The 16,966-nt window shown below is 30.1% G+C and carries 18 protein-coding genes and 1 other RNA gene; 8 read left to right on the plus strand and 11 right to left on the minus strand.

Annotated elements, in window-relative coordinates; genetic code table 11:
- Positions 1–167: 167 nt before the first annotated feature.
- From CXF68_RS11435 to CXF68_RS11470, 9 genes are all read right to left on the minus strand, one after another.
- Entirely contained in the window at positions 168–1,346 is a 1,179-nt protein-coding gene (locus CXF68_RS11435; RefSeq protein WP_232771645.1) for a hypothetical protein, read from the minus strand.
- 342 nt (positions 1,347–1,688) lie between these two features.
- On the minus strand, positions 1,689–2,297 hold the full coding sequence (locus CXF68_RS11440) for an MBL fold metallo-hydrolase (RefSeq protein ID WP_369800551.1): 609 nt from the start codon (positions 2,295–2,297) through the stop codon (positions 1,689–1,691).
- Positions 2,294–2,458, minus strand: a complete 165-nt coding sequence (locus CXF68_RS21000) for a hypothetical protein (protein WP_232771646.1) — start codon at positions 2,456–2,458, stop codon at positions 2,294–2,296. The genes CXF68_RS11440 and CXF68_RS21000 overlap by 4 nt, the downstream gene beginning before the upstream one ends.
- A gap of 97 nt (positions 2,459–2,555) precedes the next feature.
- Positions 2,556–3,089 (minus strand): Crp/Fnr family transcriptional regulator, encoded by a 534-nt coding sequence (locus CXF68_RS11445; RefSeq protein WP_101044785.1) that lies wholly within the window; start codon positions 3,087–3,089, stop codon positions 2,556–2,558.
- Positions 3,090–3,141: 52 nt separating this feature from the next.
- The gene (locus CXF68_RS11450) at positions 3,142–3,948 is read right to left on the minus strand and encodes a VanW family protein (RefSeq protein WP_101044787.1); all 807 of its coding nucleotides are present in this window, start codon (positions 3,946–3,948) and stop codon (positions 3,142–3,144) included.
- Between the two features lie 47 nt (positions 3,949–3,995).
- A complete protein-coding gene (locus CXF68_RS11455) occupies positions 3,996–4,223 on the minus strand; it encodes a hypothetical protein (protein WP_101044789.1) in 228 nt (75 codons plus the stop codon).
- Between the two features lie 23 nt (positions 4,224–4,246).
- On the minus strand, positions 4,247–4,846 hold the full coding sequence (locus CXF68_RS11460) for a CDP-alcohol phosphatidyltransferase family protein (protein WP_101044791.1): 600 nt from the start codon (positions 4,844–4,846) through the stop codon (positions 4,247–4,249).
- Positions 4,847–5,097: 251 nt separating this feature from the next.
- Positions 5,098–5,406: a DUF6787 family protein gene (locus tag CXF68_RS11465; RefSeq protein ID WP_101044793.1), complete on the minus strand. Its 309-nt coding sequence runs from the start codon at positions 5,404–5,406 to the stop codon at positions 5,098–5,100.
- Between the two features lie 72 nt (positions 5,407–5,478).
- On the minus strand, positions 5,479–6,123 hold the full coding sequence (locus CXF68_RS11470) for a DUF937 domain-containing protein (RefSeq protein WP_101044795.1): 645 nt from the start codon (positions 6,121–6,123) through the stop codon (positions 5,479–5,481).
- Between the two features lie 121 nt (positions 6,124–6,244).
- Between CXF68_RS11470 and CXF68_RS11475 the strand changes: the two genes are divergently transcribed.
- Together CXF68_RS11475 and CXF68_RS11480 are read left to right on the plus strand one after the other, a co-directional pair.
- On the plus strand, positions 6,245–7,570 hold the full coding sequence (locus CXF68_RS11475; RefSeq protein ID WP_101044797.1) for a dicarboxylate/amino acid:cation symporter: 1,326 nt from the start codon (positions 6,245–6,247) through the stop codon (positions 7,568–7,570).
- 96 nt (positions 7,571–7,666) lie between these two features.
- The gene (locus CXF68_RS11480; protein WP_101044799.1) at positions 7,667–8,506 is read left to right on the plus strand and encodes a sulfurtransferase; all 840 of its coding nucleotides are present in this window, start codon (positions 7,667–7,669) and stop codon (positions 8,504–8,506) included.
- 238 nt (positions 8,507–8,744) lie between these two features.
- On the opposite strand, the gene CXF68_RS11485 is transcribed toward CXF68_RS11480, so the two are convergent.
- Positions 8,745–9,257, minus strand: a complete 513-nt coding sequence (locus CXF68_RS11485) for a hypothetical protein (protein WP_101044801.1) — start codon at positions 9,255–9,257, stop codon at positions 8,745–8,747.
- A 340-nt stretch (positions 9,258–9,597) separates the two neighbouring features.
- Between CXF68_RS11485 and CXF68_RS11490 the strand changes: the two genes are divergently transcribed.
- Genes CXF68_RS11490 through murA form a run of 3 tightly spaced genes read left to right on the plus strand, consistent with a single transcriptional unit; the run spans position 9,598 to position 13,942 of the window.
- Positions 9,598–11,925: an ATP-dependent helicase gene (locus tag CXF68_RS11490; RefSeq protein WP_101044803.1), complete on the plus strand. Its 2,328-nt coding sequence runs from the start codon at positions 9,598–9,600 to the stop codon at positions 11,923–11,925.
- Positions 11,926–11,974: 49 nt separating this feature from the next.
- A complete protein-coding gene (locus CXF68_RS11495) occupies positions 11,975–12,628 on the plus strand; it encodes a DUF4290 domain-containing protein (protein ID WP_101044806.1) in 654 nt (217 codons plus the stop codon).
- Positions 12,629–13,942, plus strand: coding sequence for a UDP-N-acetylglucosamine 1-carboxyvinyltransferase (murA, locus tag CXF68_RS11500; RefSeq protein WP_101044808.1), 1,314 nt, complete (start codon positions 12,629–12,631; stop codon positions 13,940–13,942). It begins immediately after the preceding gene.
- 72 nt (positions 13,943–14,014) lie between these two features.
- Here the strand turns inward: murA and CXF68_RS11505 are convergent, their stop codons facing one another.
- Entirely contained in the window at positions 14,015–14,209 is a 195-nt protein-coding gene (locus CXF68_RS11505) for a hypothetical protein (protein ID WP_101044810.1), read from the minus strand.
- 165 nt (positions 14,210–14,374) lie between these two features.
- On the opposite strand from CXF68_RS11505, the gene CXF68_RS11510 reads away from it, so the two are divergent.
- The 3 genes from CXF68_RS11510 (at position 14,375) to rnpB (ending at position 16,725) form a co-directional block, all read left to right on the plus strand.
- Positions 14,375–14,953 (plus strand): nucleotide exchange factor GrpE, encoded by a 579-nt coding sequence (locus CXF68_RS11510; RefSeq protein WP_101044812.1) that lies wholly within the window; start codon positions 14,375–14,377, stop codon positions 14,951–14,953.
- Positions 14,954–15,046: 93 nt separating this feature from the next.
- Positions 15,047–16,174 carry a molecular chaperone DnaJ gene (gene dnaJ / locus CXF68_RS11515; RefSeq protein WP_101044814.1) on the plus strand — a complete coding sequence of 376 codons (1,128 nt, stop codon included), beginning with the start codon at positions 15,047–15,049 and terminating at the stop codon, positions 16,172–16,174.
- 241 nt (positions 16,175–16,415) lie between these two features.
- An RNA gene (gene rnpB, locus CXF68_RS11520) (RNase P RNA component class A) lies at positions 16,416–16,725 on the plus strand.
- Positions 16,726–16,966: the final 241 nt, after the last annotated feature.

The raw sequence follows: 16,966 nt of genomic DNA on the forward strand, positions 1-16,966 counted from the left end.
GTTTGTGGTTCGAAATACTATCACTTTAACTAAATAGGTTGTTTTGGTGAAAAAGGGAGGGGTTTGTTAAAAATAAATGCTTCTTCGGAGTGAAGAATATTGATGATTAGCGTAACTATTAATCTAATAAACTTATCTTAAGCTTATCTTTTTTACTCTTATGAAGTTTATTCATTTACTACATTATAAAGCTTTACTTTCTTTACGTTTTTTAAACTACCTGTTAAAGAGTTCACATCACCTTTTAAGTTATAGGTTTTTCCGTTAATTTCTACGATTATTCCTATCTTAATTATTTTGTTTTGATGGTGAGTGTTGTATATTTTATAAGTTGCTCCATTGTTATTGAAGGTTAGTTTATCTTCAGTTTTATTAATTTTAAAATCTGATTTTTCTAAACTCAATTTTATCGGGTACGAAAATTCAATTGTTTTATTAGGTTTAATTAATGCGTAATATAGCATTCGATTATTTACGTTAAACACTACAACTTGTTTTTGATTTTTTATAAGTTTAAATGAGGTTATTTTAGTGATTTCTTCTTCTTCTAGATTAATATATTTTGTAATTTCTATACTTTTTTTATTTCCATTCCATGTTGTTTTAGTTCTTTTTCTAAAAGGAGATATAGAAATTGAACCTTCTTCTGTATTATTGAAAATAGGGTTTTCTTCAACTATTAAAAAGGGCTTAGGAATGTTGTTAATTATTTTAAAATAAGTGTCTGTGAATCTACAACATCCACTCTTAATCATAGTGTGAATAGTTTTAGTTTTGTAATTAGGTTTAAACATTCCACAATACTCTTGTGCTAATCGGGTAAATTCAGGACTATGTTTTAACCCTTGTTTTGTTTCTAAGTAAATTTGATATGTTGGGCTACCGTAACAACTATATGCTCCATCGAGTATGGCTAAATCATTTATTCCATCAAAATTAAAATCTTGGTATATTATAATATTTTGATCAGCATAAGGTAGCTTTAAAGCATTTGTTGTTGTAACTCTACATTTATCGATGTTAACATGCAAGGCGTTCGATTTAATTTCTATAACCTCCTTATTGGTTTTTATATCAATAATTGTAGTTTTTCCTTTTTTTATAATTTCATTTTTAAGGCCTTTTTCAAGCGTTATCATTCCTTTATACTTGTCAGAAAAACTATTTATTATAAAGTTGGTTTGGCTAAATGTGTTAATAGTTGTAAAGCCAATAATAAAAAATAATAATACTCTTAATTTTTTACTTCCTTTTGGGTAATGATTAGCGAAAAGAGTATAGGAAAATAAATAAGTGTTTTGGTTTATTAATTCTTTAAGTGTACTTCTTTTTTCTTTTTTTTTCATAGCGATTAACTCTTGTCATTAGCAATAGTACAAATATACGCAGACCTTTTAATTAAGTGTAAATAAGTAATGTTTATGCTTTATGTTTTTACGAGGTAAAATTGAAAGAATAAAAGTGAAGTAAATGCCCTTGAGTGTTGATTGCTATATTTTTTCGAAAATAACTTTAGAGGAGGTATAAAATTAATACTAAAAAATATTGGTTAGAGTTACCTTGTAATAAATGTTTGTTTAAAATATTGTTTATATTAGTATAATAAGCTCAAAATACTATGATGTACTATTTTGAGCTTAAATTGCTATTCTGTGGAGTTAAGGAATATTTTATTTTAACTGTATTTTTTAGTTTATTTCGAGTATTTCACCATCTTCAGGAATTAAAACTTTATTTATTAGTTGATGTTGTGTTAGTGTTTTTTTTAACTCTTTTCGAGTTAATGGACAATGGTTTATAGATTCCATATGATTAGCTATAACTTTTCCTTGTGTGTTTTTAATAAACTTTAGAATATCATCAATATTCATAATAAGTTGTTTAAATAAATCGAATTGCACGATTCCGCAAGCTAAGACACTAATGTCGGGCTTATATTTTTTTAGAACTTTATTAACTGAGTCTGTGTAAATTGTATCAGAACTGAGGTAAATAGATTTTTGATTGGGTAATTTTATGTAGAAACCAATTACATTTCCCATTGTTTTAGCAACAAAGCCATAACCATATTTTACTGGAATACCTTCAATGGTTCCTCCTAATAATTTTTGTTTTTCCCAGTATTTTAGTGACTGAGTAACGTGTAAGCCTCTTTTTATAAAACCCTTTTTATCTTTAGTGCGACAGGTAATAGGAATGTTATTTTTTATTAAAAATTTAACTCCTGCTTTATCAATATGATCTGGGTGTTGATGTGTAATTATACAGTGTGTAACTCTATTTAATATAAAAGCTATGTTCTTAGTAAGGGAACAATCGGGTTTTTTCTTGCTTTATGTCTAAATAATGTAAAAGAAGGCATAATACCTATATCTCCTAACATTGGATCGATTAAAATTACATCTTTTTCTGTTTCAAGAATCATAGTTGCATTTCTAATGTGATGAATTTTTAACATTTTGTATGTGTTTTAAATTTATACAAAAGTCTAGTAAAGCATGGCTATTTCCATTGATTCAAATCAAGAAGTACGTTTTCTAATACGGCTTAATGTTTCAGGAGTTATGTTTAAATAAGAGGCGATGTGGTATTGATTGAAGCCATTCTGGTTTATAGATGAATAACTCGTTGTATAACTCTTTTGGTGTTTTAGTAACCCGATTAAACTCTAGCATTTCTTTTTGTTTTAGTAGTTTTTGAAATGATGCATCAATAAAAGATTTACCGCATTGGTATTTTTCTAATAAATCAAAAAAAGGATTTCTATCAATACATAAAACTTCAACAGAAGAAAGACATTCTTGATTTTTGTTAGTGTTAGAATTCTGGCTAAACGTTAGTAAGTCGGAAATAAATTGTGGTTTTATGTAGAAATTAATATTTACTTCTTTTTCTTGATTAGAGTAGTATTCTCTTACTATTCCTTTATTTAGAAATCGAAGTTGCTTTTCTTTGCTTTGAGCTTGAATTAATAAACTTCCTTTTCTGTGTTTTATAACCTTAATTAATGAGAATAGTTCTTCTATTCCATCTTGATTTAATGAATATTCAGTTTTAAAAAAATTAGATAGTTTGGAGAAATTTGTCATTTTCTAGTTTCTAGATGATCTTTTTAAGTTACAGGTTTATGTAATGATTACTTTATTTGTTTTTAAGAAATGGATTGTACATCATAATAGCGTGGTTTTCTACAATAATTTTTTCTGTTTCAGAATTTTCTGTTGAAATTATTTTAATAATTTGATTATGTCTTGAGTATCCACCCCAAGATTGTTGTTTTATTTGATGGTTTCTTTCCTCAATTCTATAAGATTCATTTAACTTTTCTTTTGATAATAACTCTCCATATAAATGTGTTTTATCCATCCATAAATTAATAACAAAATGATTCTTTGTTTCATTTTTTATTTGAAGATCAATGTAGTTATATGATAAAGTTGCTCCGGCACCAAAAGGGACTTTTCTGTTTACGTCAGGAAAAACATCAAATCCATGTCTGTATCTTTCTTTAATGGTTAAAGGGCTGTGTGCGAAAATCCAAAAAAGTAAATTACCCAGTTGGCAAAGTCCACCACCAATATCTTTGTCAATCCTCCCGCTTTTTAAAATTAAGCCCTCTAGGTAACCTTTTCTTTTAGTAGGACGTCCTACTAATTTCCAAAGTGAAAAATATTCATTTGGTCTAATTTCAATTCCATTTAAATGTTTTATTGCAATTTCAAGATTTGTTCTCTTGTTTTCTTGAAGATACATTTCTACATCTTTAAGAGGTCTTAAAATAAGTGATTTATGTTTAAATACTGTATGTTTAAGATTGTTTTTATTAATATGTTTTGAGTATTTCTTGGTGGAGAAAAACCAATTCCATTTTCGTTTTAATACAAAGTATTCTTTTCCTAAAAAGAGCCTTAGGGTTCCTCTTTTAATTGGTTTTTCAATTTCGTTCAAGTTCTTATTATATTAATAGGTTAGTGTAAGAATAAAAGAAGTCATTTTTACTTTCGTAGCTCTTTTTCTGACATTTCTAGATTATATGTTTTTCCGTCTTTGTTAAAATTCCAAATATTTGAAACTTCTCGCAGTTTAGGTAAAATAGTTTCACCTGAACTTACTTTTTGTTTTGTAGTTCTACGTAATTTTCGGTTTGCATCTTGCTTGTTTTCTTTTTCAGATTTGGCAGTTGTATTTCCGTGTATTTTGTTTTTCTTTTTTGAGCGACTCATTCTTTTGTTTTTCAGTAGCTTATTTATCCGTTTAAATATTTATTCTTTTTAAAGTTAATATTTTTTCTTATTAAATATGCGTGATATGCACTTGGTATATCGTGAGTCCACTTAGGTAAAATTAATATTATTAGAATTACATCGATATGGGAAATTAAGCCAATTATTACTGCGCTATAAAATGGTATTCCAGCATGGTTGAATCCAATTAAAGAGGTAAAAGCAATTAGTAGCGTAATTCCCCAAATTTTGGAAAGAAAAGCATGAGTGCAAGTTTCTTTTTTAAATTTTATAAAGCTTATTGCGTAGCAAGCTAATTCCATTCCGAGAATTGTCCAAATAACAATTGAATTATCAGAAATCAATTTAGGATATAATATCCAAGTAGCAAGCCCAATGGATACCCAAAATACCATATCTGTTTGACTGTCCATTCGTCTTAGTTTAGGAGAAGAGATGTTTTGTTTCCTAGCAATTATTCCATCTAAGATATCAGAAATCAATCCTAAATACATTAAGATTACAATAATTATTTTGGCATTTTCTCCTATAAAATATGCTAGTAGTAAAATTATTGGTGCTAATAATAATCGAAATAATATTAATGAAAGAGGTGTGTTCATTTTAATTTTCACAAGTTTGTTTTTGTTGTGTAAATTACTTTATTCCTTTTACTAATTAAAATAAAAGTGGTAAAAAAAGAAGTATCGTTGTTGTTTATGGGGTAGCGGTAAATTTAAAAATAAGATAGGAGATAATATATGAGGTGTCCACAATTTGAAATGTGGTTTTCCGCAAAAAAAACTATTCGTTATAAAGAAAGTAATGGGAGAGTGAATAAATAAAAATTATTTCACTTTAGAAGAAATGATACTTATTTGTCTTTAAAAAGAAACCCTAACCCCATACGACCTAAAAATTTCTTTTCGAAAGCCCAAAAGAATTTAAATTGACCAAATAACCAACCAACTAAAGGTAGTGTAGTTTGGTAAATAGGAAAAATAAGTAAAATACGTAAAGGCCAATATATCCAAGGGGAAGTGGTTTCAGGAGAAAGCCCAACAAAAGCTGTAATAGGTTTTGCAACCCAAGAAGCAAACGAGCCGTTAATAGAAAATACGATTAATACGGCAATTACATCCCAAGTAGTATTTAAACCCCAACGTTGTTTTAATTTTTCCATGGCGGCAAAAATAGTTAAAAGAAAAAGGGCAAACAAATGTTTACCCTTTTTGATATTATAAAAATGCAATATTTATTTTTTTCCAAAAATACCACCTAGCAATCCTCCTAATAATCCACCACTAGATTTTTGGCTTCCACCACCTAAAACCATACCAGCAACATCATCAACAATACTTCCGTCACCGTCAGCATCTAAAATTTGTTCTAAAAAGCTTTGTTCTTTATCAGCAGAGTTTCCACCTAATAAACCGCCTAATAAACCACCTAAATCATTAGAACTACTTACATTGTTTTGACGTGATTGTTTACCTAAAAGCCCCATTAAAAGAGGAGCTGCAGTTTTTAAGATACTAGCAACGGCACCAGAATCCATTCCAGATTTCTGACCAATTACTTGCTCAACACCTTGTTGTTTGTTTCCTAAAACATGCTTTAAAATATTACCTCCGTCTTGTAAAACGTTATCATTTACACCACCATTAAACAGATCTCCTAAATTATCTAAAATACCACCATCGTGTTTATTTAAAGCCCCCATTAATCCTTCAGCACCTTCTGGAGTTGCAGAATTACGTTGCATTGCTTTCATTAAAACAGGTAAAGCCATTGTTAAAACACTACTTGTTTTACCGCTATCTTGTCCTGTTGATCCTGCTACTCCAGATATGATTGATTTACCTAAGTCGCTGTTTAATAAGTCTAAAATTCCTGCCATTTTTCCGTTTTAATAAGATTAGTAATTAGTTCTATAGTAATTATGACACAAGTTACGTATTAATGGTCACATTTTAAATATTTATTTTATCTTACACCTTTTAAAAAATAATATAGATTACATGAAGAAACTAGCATTACACTGGCGTATTTTAATTGGAATGGTTTTAGGGATCTTATTTGGATTTTTAGCATTGCAATTTGGCTGGGATAATTTTATTGAAGATTGGATAAAGCCATTAGGAACTATTTTTGTAAAATTATTAAAACTAATAGCGGTACCATTAATTATAGCTTCTTTAATTAAAGGAATTTCTGATTTAAAAGATATTTCTAAATTTAAAAATATTGGCGTAAGAACCATGTTAATTTATATAGGAACAACAGTAATTGCTATTACAATTGGTTTGGTGTTGGTAAATGTAATTCAACCAGGAGACGGAATTTCACAAGAAACAGTTGAGAAATTAACAAATACCTATGCTAAAAGTTCTAGTATAACAGCTAAAATTACTGAAGCAACAAGACAGCAGAGTAGTGGGCCTTTACAGTTTGTGGTAGACATGGTGCCTGATAATGCTGTAAGTGCCATGAGTAATAATAAAGCAATGTTACAGGTAATTTTCTTTACCATTTTCTTAGGAATTTCAATGTTGCTAATTGGTGAGAAAAAAGCGAAACCATTAAAGAAATTTTTCGATTCGTTAAATGAAGCCATTTTAAAAATGGTAGATCTTATAATGTTAATCTCTCCGTATGCAGTATTTGCTTTATTAGCAAATGTTGTGGTTACCTCAGGTGATCCCGATATTTTATTAGCTTTATTAAAATATGCAGGAGTTGTAGTTTTAGGCTTATTAATTATGATTGTTTTTTACTCAGTTTTAATAAGTGTTTACACAAAGAAAAACCCATTATGGGTTTTAAAACAATTAAGCCCTGCACAATTATTAGCTTTTTCTACAAGTTCGAGTGCAGCAACATTGCCTGTTACTATGGAAAGAGTAGAGGAGCATATTGGTGTAGATAAAGAAGTGTCTAGTTTCGTGTTGCCAGTAGGTGCAACTATAAACATGGATGGAACAAGTTTGTATCAAGCAGTAGCGGCAGTATTTGTGATGCAAGTTTTATGGCCTGAAGGATTAGGTTTTGCAAATCAATTATCAATTGTTTTAACAGCTTTGTTAGCTTCTATTGGTAGTGCAGCTGTTCCTGGAGCAGGTATGGTTATGTTGGTAATTGTATTAGAGTCTATAGGTTTTCCAAAAGATTTATATCCGGTAGCATTGGCGTTAATTTTTGCGGTAGATAGGCCTTTAGATATGTTACGTACAACAATTAATGTAACAGGAGATGCAACAGTATCTATGATTGTTGCAAAATCAGTAGGTAAATTACATGACCCTAAACCTAAAAACTGGGATGATAATTACGATGAAGTAAAATAAAAAATTATCTTAATATATAGCATATAAGAGCATCAATGTATAAATAATCATTGATGCTTTTTTTTAGATAAAAAATGAATTATTAAATGAAGATAAATGAAACTTAAAGTTCCAAGTCCGTTAGTTACTGTTAATTGGTTGTCTGAAAATATTAACGCAGAAAATTTAATTGTTTTAGATGCAACTATTCCTAAAGTAGGAGGCTCTAAAGGTGATGAAAAAGAAAGGAGGCAGATATTAAATACAGTATTCTTTGATTTAAAGAATGTTTTTTTAGATTCAAAAGGAGTATTTCCAAATACAATTCCGAATGAAAATCATTTTGAAAAACAGGCTAGAGAACTGGGGGTAAATAACGACAGTTGTATTGTTGTTTATGATGATATAGGCGTGTATTCATCAGCGAGAGCTTGGTGGTTATTTAAAATTTTTGGTTTTAAGAATGTAGCGGTTTTAAATGGTGGATTGCCTAAATGGCAAGAGTTGAGTTTTTTAACAGAAGAAATTAAAAAAACAAAAATAAAGAAAGGTGATTTTAAGGTGAACTTTAATGTAGAAAAAGTAAGTGGTACTATAGAGGTGTTAAAGGCTTCAAATGATAAGAAATGTATTTTAGATGCACGTTCGAAAGCACGATTTAATGCAACAGTAGCCGAACCAAGAAAAGGTTTAAGGGGTGGGCATATCCCGAATTCAAAAAGCTTGCCATACACGGAATTGCAAGTAAATGGAAAAATGAAATCAGTTAAAGAGCTTAAAGAGATTTTTTTAGATCTAAACCCTAAAAAAGAGAATGTTGTGTTTTCTTGCGGATCAGGTATTACAGCTTGTATTTTAGCTTTAGGTAATGAAGTTGCAGGAAATGAAAATTATACAGTGTTTGATGGTTCTTGGACCGAATGGGCAAGTAATTTAGAATTACCAATAGAAAAATAAAAATTCTTATTTTGTAAAAGGAAAGGTTATTTGTAATACTGTTTTTTATTAAAATTTATATGTAATGGTGTGTAACCTGTAAGGAATAAAGCAGTAAAAGAAATGAGTTAGGTTATATAATTGCTGTTTTTGGATGTGAAAATAAATAAGTAGTTAACACTACTCTTTTAATTATGGTGTTTTAGGTTGAATTTATGTAGTTTAAAATTAAACTAGAAAAAGAATATAAAATTACGCTTTAAATTAATTTTTTAACTTCTTGTTTTAAATAAGCAATCGATGTTTGTGTTGGGTTTTCGTTTTGAGAATAATCAATTAATACTTTTTCGCGTAAATCTTTTGCGTTTTCAGCTGTTTCAGCTGTTTTTCTAAGTTTAGAAATAATTGTTAATTTAGCAGCTATAATTGCTTTCCAGCTATCTTCAGATACATACAATTGCTGTACCATGTTGTGCTCATACTCTTGCTCAATATTGGCAATTAATAATTGTAAATAACTGCTAGTATTATCTCCAATAGGATTTACTCTAAGCAATAGTTTTGTAGGATTAATACGTTCGCAAAATAAAAGTAAACGTTCGTAAGCTTGCAGTTTTACAGGTAAACTCTCACGTTTTTTATTAACTAAAGTTTCAAATTTTTTCTCGTTATTATCTTGCTTAATAAAAGCGCCTAATATAAAATATGCAACACCACCTGTAACTAAGGCAGGTAATATGTACGCTAAACTTTCAATAATTTTACTTTCCATAATGCGAATATACAAGTCCTGTTAAAATTGCCAATCCGAATTTTAATAAAAATTTTAATAAAAATACATTTAGTTAATTTATAACTTTTGTACTAAGGGGTAATTTAAAAAAAGGAGAACACATTTATTTAAAGTAATGTATATAAATTATAAATTAAAAAGACATGTTTTTTATTGTTGACACGCAAATAAAAAAAAATATTTGAGACAAGAAAATATGATATAATTTTAGCTGTTTTTGAGTATGTAAAAAAAGTGAATAAAAAAAAGCATACATTCTTTATAATAGTTAAAAGAATGGTTAAATTTCCGTTTTAAAAATTCTTTCAATCTTTTTCTATTGAGCACTTATTTAGAGCAACTTAACGAACCACAAAGAGCAGCCGTTTTACAAAAAGATGGCCCAATGATTATTATAGCAGGAGCCGGATCGGGTAAAACGAGAGTTTTAACGTATCGTATAGCTCATTTAATGAAGCAAGGAGTCGATTCCTTTAACATTTTATCGTTAACCTTTACTAACAAGGCAGCACGTGAAATGAAAGAGCGTATTGGCGGAGTAGTGGGCTTTAGCGAAGCTAAAAATTTATGGATGGGAACCTTTCACTCGGTTTTTTCTAGAATTTTACGATCAGAGTCAGATCGTTTAGGCTACCCATCTAATTTTACAATTTATGATTCGCAAGATTCTGTGCGATTAATATCTACGATCATTAGAGAAATGAAACTAGATAAAGATCGTTATAAGCCAAAGCAAATTTTAAGTAGAATCTCATCTTTTAAAAATAGTTTAATAACTGTTAGAGCCTATTTTAAAAACGCTGATTTACAAGAAGCCGATTTAGAAGCAAGTAGACCTAGAGTAGGAGATATTTATAAAGCCTATGTAGAAAGATGTTTTAAGGCAGGAGCTATGGATTTTGATGATTTATTATTAAGAACCAATGAGTTGTTAACACGTTTTCCTGAAGTACTAGCAAAATATCAAAGTCGTTTTAAGTACATAATGGTTGATGAGTATCAAGATACAAACCACTCCCAATATTTAATAGTAAGAGCTTTAGCAGATCGTTTTCAAAATATTTGTGTGGTAGGTGATGATTCGCAAAGTATTTATAGTTTTCGTGGAGCAAACATTAATAACATCTTAAATTTTCAAAAAGATTATCCTGATGTTAAAACATTTAAACTAGAGCAAAACTATCGATCAACAAGTAATATTGTAGAAGCAGCCAATAGTGTAATAGATAAAAATAAAACAAAACTAGATAAAGAAGTTTGGACAGCGAATGATCCTGGTGAAAGCATTAAAATAATGCGAACAATTTCTGATGGAGAAGAAGGACGTTTTGTAGCGCAGTCTATTTGGGATAACAAAATGAATAATCAATTAACAAATGATTCTTTTGCTATTTTATACCGTACCAATGCCCAATCAAGAGCAATGGAAGACGCTTTACGTAAAAAAGATATTAAATATAAAATTTACGGAGGGATGTCTTTTTATCAACGTAAAGAAATAAAAGATTTATTATCGTATTTACGTATACTAATAAACCCAAATGATGAAGAAGCTTTAAAACGAATTATTAATTACCCAGCACGAGGTATAGGTGCAACGACAATTGATAAATTAGCAATCGCTGCAAATCATTATAAAAAATCAATTTTTGAGATTTTATTAAATTTAGATAAAGTTGATTTAAAAATAAATATAGGAACAAAAAATAAGCTAGCTAATTTTACGAGAATGATTCAGCGTTTACAAATAGACGCACAAAAAATGAATGCCTTTGAAATTGCCGACTTAGTTGTAAAGCAAACACAATTAGTTAAAGATTTACAAAAAGATGGTACACCAGAGGGGGTAAATAAGGTTGAAAATATTCAAGAATTATTAAACGGAATAAAAGATTTTATTACGGATAAAATTGAAGCAGGAGATGATGCATCGTTGCCTATTTTCTTAGAAGATGTTGCATTAGCAACAGATTTTGATAGTGAGAGCGATGATACACCAATGGTTTCGTTAATGACAATTCACTTATCAAAAGGATTAGAATATCCGTATGTATATATTGTAGGTTTGGAAGAAAGTTTGTTTCCTTCAGGTATGAGTATGAATACACGTAGTGAATTAGAAGAAGAACGACGTTTATTTTATGTTGCATTAACTAGAGCAGAAAAAGTAGCTTACTTAACGTATGCGCAAACACGTTATCGTTGGGGTAAATTAACAGACGGTGAACCTAGTCGTTTTTTAGAAGAAATAGAAGGTAAATTTGTAGAACATTTAGCACCTAAAGTTCCTCAAGGTTTAGCGAATAGATTTATTGATGCAAGTGTGTTTGATGATGATTCGCCTAAAAATATTCGTTTTCAGAAGCCTATTCAAAAGAAACGAAAAGAGTTTTTAGCTAAAAAAGAGAAAGCAGATTTGATACCACCAAAAAGTAAAATGAAAAAGGTATCAGAAGTAAACCCGAAAATGAACTTATTTGAAGGTGAAATTGTTGTAGGTAATTTTGTTGAGCATAATCGTTTTGGAACAGGCGAGGTAATTGCCTTAGAAGGTAAAGGCCCCAATAAAAAAGCCGAAATTAAGTTTGGTACCGTAGGAAAAAAGAAATTATTATTACAATTCGCAAAATTAAAGGTAATCGGATAGATAATTAATCCGTAATAATTACCTATTTTGCAGCTATAAATACAGAGAAATGACGTTTGATTTAGAGTACAATTCAGAGAGAGATCACTTAATAATTCCAGAATACGGAAGACATATACAGAAATTAATAAATCATTGTATTGCTTTAGAAACTAAAGAAGAAAGAAATATAATGGCAAAAGCAATTGTCGATGTAATGGGAAATTTACAACCTCATTTACGTGATGTGCCAGATTTTAAACATAAGCTCTGGGATCAGTTGCATATTATAGCCGATTTTCAGTTAGATGCTGATTCTCCATATGAAATACCATCAAAAGAAGAATTGATAGAGAAGCCAAAGAAAATGGATTATCCAAAATCAGCTTCAAGGTATCGTTATTATGGAAACAATATCCAAACAATGATAAATATCGCGTTGACATGGGAAGAAGGAGAAAAAAGAGAAGCATTAGTCTTTACGATAGCAAATCACATGAAGAAATGCTATTTAAATTGGAATAAAGATACCGTTGATGATGCAGTTATCTTTAAGCATTTATATGATTTGTCTGACAAGGAAATAGATTTAAGAGAGTCTAAAGAAAGGTTATCTGAAAGTAAAAATTTATTAAGAAAACGTAGTAGTCAAGGGCAATCAAATCATAAAAACAACCCAAAGGTAAAATCTAATTATAGTAATAACAAATACAGAAAAAAATAAATGGCATCATTTAAAATTGAAGGAGGTCACAAGCTTAACGGAGTAATTACACCTCAAGGAGCAAAAAATGAAGCGTTACAAATTATATGTGCTGTATTGTTAACAGCAGAGAAAGTAACGATAAATAATATTCCTGATATTATTGACGTAAATAAACTTATTTTTATTTTAGGAGAATTAGGCGTTAAAATTGAAAAATTAGGAAAGAATTCGTACCAATTTCAAGCAGATGCTATTAACTTAAAATATTTAGAATCTGCTGACTTTAAAAGAGACGGAAGTTCATTAAGAGGTTCAATAATGATTGTTGGTCCTTTGTTAGCACGTTTTGGGAAAGGATATATTCCAAGACCTGGAGGTGATAAAATAGGGCGTCGTCGTTTAGATACCCATTTTGAAGGGTTTATTAACCTAGGAGCAAAATTTCGTTATAATAAAGAAGAATATTTTTACGGAGTTGAAACCGAAACAGGCTTAGTTGGTACAGATATGTTATTGGATGAAGCTTCGGTAACAGGTACGGCTAATATTTTAATGGCATCAGTTTTAGCAAAAGGAACAACAACGATATATAATGCAGCTTGTGAGCCTTACATTCAACAACTATCAAAAATGTTGAATTCTATGGGGGCAAAAATATCAGGTGTAGGTTCCAACCTGTTAACTATTGAAGGAGTAGCCTCTTTGAGTGGTTGTGAGCACAGAGTATTGCCTGATATGATAGAAATTGGTAGTTGGATTGGTATGGCAGCAATGACTCGATCTGAATTAACAATTAAAGATGTTAGTTGGAAAAATTTAGGACAAATACCAAACGTATTTCGTAAACTAGGAATTCAATTAGAAAAAAGAGGAGATGATATTTTTATTCCTGAGCAAGATAGTTATGAAATTCAAAACTACATCGACGGATCTATTTTAACAGTAGCCGATGCACCTTGGCCTGGTTTTACTCCCGATTTATTAAGTATTGTATTGGTAATCGCAACACAAGCAAAAGGAACAGTCTTAATTCATCAAAAAATGTTTGAAAGCCGTTTGTTTTTTGTTGATAAATTAATAGATATGGGGGCTAAAGTGATTTTATGTGATCCGCATAGAGCAACTGTAATAGGGCATGATTTTCAGTCAATGTTAAAAGCTACAAAAATGACTTCGCCAGACATACGTGCTGGAATTTCCTTATTAATAGCAGCCTTATCGGCAAAAGGTACTAGTATTATTAATAATATTGAGCAAATAGATAGAGGATACGAAGATATTGAAGCTAGATTGAAGTCTATCGGAGCAAAAATCGAAAGAATAGAAGATTAATTTAAGAAGTTAATTTAAATAAAAAAACCAGCAACTTTTATAAGTTACTGGTTTTTCTTTTAAGATATAGTATTACATTTCTTGGTCACAAGTATATACTTGTGGACAAGCAATAATCTTATGACAATAGAAAGGACCTGTAACACGTCCTGCGCAATCACAACCACATTTACTAGCATCTACAGAAGAGATACCTCCAGTTAGATTTTTTTGTTCTTGTCTAGTTAAAATTGTTGCGCCAGTAATACTTAATAAGTTATTTTTCATAATTAATGAGGGACTTAAATGTTAATTAAATTTATTTCCTATAAATATAGGAATTATACACGATTAAAAAAAGAGATGAATTAATTAATGTCAAGTTGACACAATTTTTTTATTGGCAATATTATTGATAAAAGTATGCTGAAGAATTTAAAGAGACTATTTACAATGAGTAAAGATCAATATACAAAAGAAGACGAGTTAAAAGACGCAATTGATAATGCGCCAGTAGAAGAAACTCAAGAAGCAGAGAAAGCACAAGAGGTTGAGGAGGTTGAAGAGAAAGTAGTACCTACAACTGAAGAATTGCTTCAAGCAGAAAAAGATAAGTATTTACGTTTATTTGCTGAGTTTGAAAATTATAAAAAACGTACTTCTAAAGAACGTATGGAGCTTTTTAAAACAGCAGGACAGGAAGTAATGACAGTTTTACTGCCAGTTTTAGATGATTTCGAACGAGCTTTATCACATGTTGAAGATGATAAAGATGATAAAAACGCTGAAGAACTACGTAAAGGTGTGCTATTAATTCACCAAAAAATGGTATCAACTTTAGAGCAAAAGGGATTAACAGCTATAGAGGTAAAGCCAAGTGATGTTTTTGATGCAGAAGTGCATCAAGCAATTACACAAATACCTGCACCATCTGATGATTTAAAAGGAAAAGTTGTTGATTGTGTAGAAAAAGGGTATAAGTTAGGAGATAAAATTATTCGTCATCCGAAAGTGGTGGTAGGACAAGCATAAATAATAGGTCATTAAAAAGGTTTTACTTTTAAAATTTTTTTACAAAGTTATATAACATCACTTTAATTATGGCACTGACAGAATAGAATAAAAATGGCAAAACAAGATTATTACGAAGTATTAGGTATATCAAAATCGGCATCGCAAGCTGAAATTAAAAAAGGATATCGAAAAATGGCGATTAAATATCATCCAGATAAAAACCCGGATGATAAAAGCGCAGAAGAAAAGTTTAAGTTATGTGCTGAAGCATACGAAGTGCTTAGTGATGATAATAAAAAAGCTCGTTACGATCAATATGGTCATGCAGCTTTCGATGGTCCACAAGGTGGCGGTGGCGGTTTTGGCGGCGGCGGAATGAATATGGATGACATATTTAGTCAGTTTGGAGATATTTTCGGCGGTGGCGGTTTTGGTGGTTTCGGCGGTGGCGGAGGTCAACGACAAGCTAGAGTTAAAGGATCTAATATGCGTATTCGTGTAAAGCTAACTTTAGAAGAAATAGCGAATGGTGTAGAAAAGAAAGTTAAAGTTCGTAGAAAGGTTCAGGCAGAAGGAGTTACTTATAAAACATGTACAACATGTAATGGTAGTGGGCAACAAATGCGAGTTACCAATACAATTTTAGGTAGAATGCAAACAGCAACTACTTGTGGTACTTGTCAAGGAGCTGGAGAAATAATTAGTAATAAACCTAACGGATCAGATGCTCAGGGTTTAATTATTAAAGAAGAAACAGTTTCAATTAATATTCCTGAAGGGGTTACTGAAGGAGTACAATTAAAAGTAGGAGGAAAAGGAAATGAAGCTCCAGGTAAAAACTCTATTCCAGGAGATTTATTAGTGTTAATAGAAGAAGTTCAGCATGAAACATTAAAAAGAGAAGGGAGTAACATTCACTACGATTTATATATTAATTTTTCTGAAGCAGTTTTAGGTATTTCTAAAGAAATAGAAACAGTAACAGGAAATGTAAAAATAAAAATAGAGGCAGGAACTCAATCTGGAAAAATTTTAAGATTAAAAGGAAAAGGATTGCCTAGTATAGAGCGCTATGGTAATGGAGACTTTTTAATTCATATTAATGTTTGGACTCCGCAGGAGTTAACAAAAGATCAACGTAAGTTTTTTGAATCGATGCAAGAGGATGAAAATTTTAGTCCAAACCCTCAAAGATCAGATAAATCATTTTTTGAGAAAGTAAAAGATATGTTTTCTTAAAGAATTATTTTAAATAAAATATTTTTAGACTACCTAAAACCCGCTCAAATACTGAGTGGGTTTTATTTTTTTATAAAAAAAGATAATTTTTTAGTAAAAACATTGTGTAAAGTAAAAAATATTTCTATATTTGCAGTGTCTATAAGACGTTATAGACACTTTTTCTTTTTCATAGCAATTTTCCCACTCAATTTATTGAGTGGGTTTTTTTTGAAAAATTATGAACTCATTTAAAAATAAATAAGTAGACCTATCTTATCGACTTATATTTAGTATAAGTAGGAAAGTCTGGACACCAAAGAGTAGTATAGCGGATAACAACCGTCCGATGCAAATCGAGGACAAGTGCAGCAGAAAGTATGTACAGGTAATGCTGTAGTGAAACCAGGTAAACTCTATACGGTGCAATGTCATGTACATTAGAGCTTGAGCGCTACTCGCGCGATTCTAAGGGGTAGGCAGATTGATTTTACAAGTAATTGTAAAACTAGATAAATGATAAGAGTCTTATTTATAAGAAACAGAATCCAGCTTACTGGTCTACTTTTTTATTTTTATATATTTGAGAAATAAGTAATTACTTAAGTTTTATAATATACTTCGTTTAATAAAAATGTATTAATTATTACTTGTTAGTTCGAGCTTTTTTCAGCACTATTTATCGTAAAAGGAGCTCAATGATGGTAAAGGATTAAAATTTTATATAAGAATTTACCTACTAATTTCTACCTTTTTATTACGAATCATTAATTTAAAACTTAAATCATTAGTTTTTGAATTATGAATTTGATT

It is taken from the genome of Tenacibaculum sp. Bg11-29 (assembly GCF_002836595.1).
GTDB lineage: Bacteria > Bacteroidota > Bacteroidia > Flavobacteriales > Flavobacteriaceae > Polaribacter.

Bases quoted from the DNA above. Each gene is read 5' to 3' on its own strand.
- CXF68_RS11435 (WP_232771645.1), bottom strand. From the start codon at position 1,346: ATGAAAAAAAAAGAAAAAAGAAGTACACTTAAAGAATTAATAAACCAA.
- CXF68_RS21000 (WP_232771646.1), bottom strand. From the start codon at position 2,458: ATGTTAAAAATTCATCACATTAGAAATGCAACTATGATTCTTGAAACA.
- CXF68_RS11445 (WP_101044785.1), bottom strand. From the start codon at position 3,089: ATGACAAATTTCTCCAAACTATCTAATTTTTTTAAAACTGAATATTCA.
- CXF68_RS11455 (WP_101044789.1), bottom strand. From the start codon at position 4,223: ATGAGTCGCTCAAAAAAGAAAAACAAAATACACGGAAATACAACTGCC.
- CXF68_RS11460 (WP_101044791.1), bottom strand. From the start codon at position 4,846: ATGAACACACCTCTTTCATTAATATTATTTCGATTATTATTAGCACCA.
- CXF68_RS11465 (WP_101044793.1), bottom strand. From the start codon at position 5,406: ATGGAAAAATTAAAACAACGTTGGGGTTTAAATACTACTTGGGATGTA.
- CXF68_RS11470 (WP_101044795.1), bottom strand. From the start codon at position 6,123: ATGGCAGGAATTTTAGACTTATTAAACAGCGACTTAGGTAAATCAATC.
- CXF68_RS11475 (WP_101044797.1), top strand. From the start codon at position 6,245: ATGAAGAAACTAGCATTACACTGGCGTATTTTAATTGGAATGGTTTTA.
- CXF68_RS11480 (WP_101044799.1), top strand. From the start codon at position 7,667: ATGAAACTTAAAGTTCCAAGTCCGTTAGTTACTGTTAATTGGTTGTCT.
- CXF68_RS11485 (WP_101044801.1), bottom strand. From the start codon at position 9,257: ATGGAAAGTAAAATTATTGAAAGTTTAGCGTACATATTACCTGCCTTA.
- CXF68_RS11495 (WP_101044806.1), top strand. From the start codon at position 11,975: ATGACGTTTGATTTAGAGTACAATTCAGAGAGAGATCACTTAATAATT.
- murA (WP_101044808.1), top strand. From the start codon at position 12,629: ATGGCATCATTTAAAATTGAAGGAGGTCACAAGCTTAACGGAGTAATT.
- CXF68_RS11505 (WP_101044810.1), bottom strand. From the start codon at position 14,209: ATGAAAAATAACTTATTAAGTATTACTGGCGCAACAATTTTAACTAGA.
- CXF68_RS11510 (WP_101044812.1), top strand. From the start codon at position 14,375: ATGAGTAAAGATCAATATACAAAAGAAGACGAGTTAAAAGACGCAATT.
- dnaJ (WP_101044814.1), top strand. From the start codon at position 15,047: ATGGCAAAACAAGATTATTACGAAGTATTAGGTATATCAAAATCGGCA.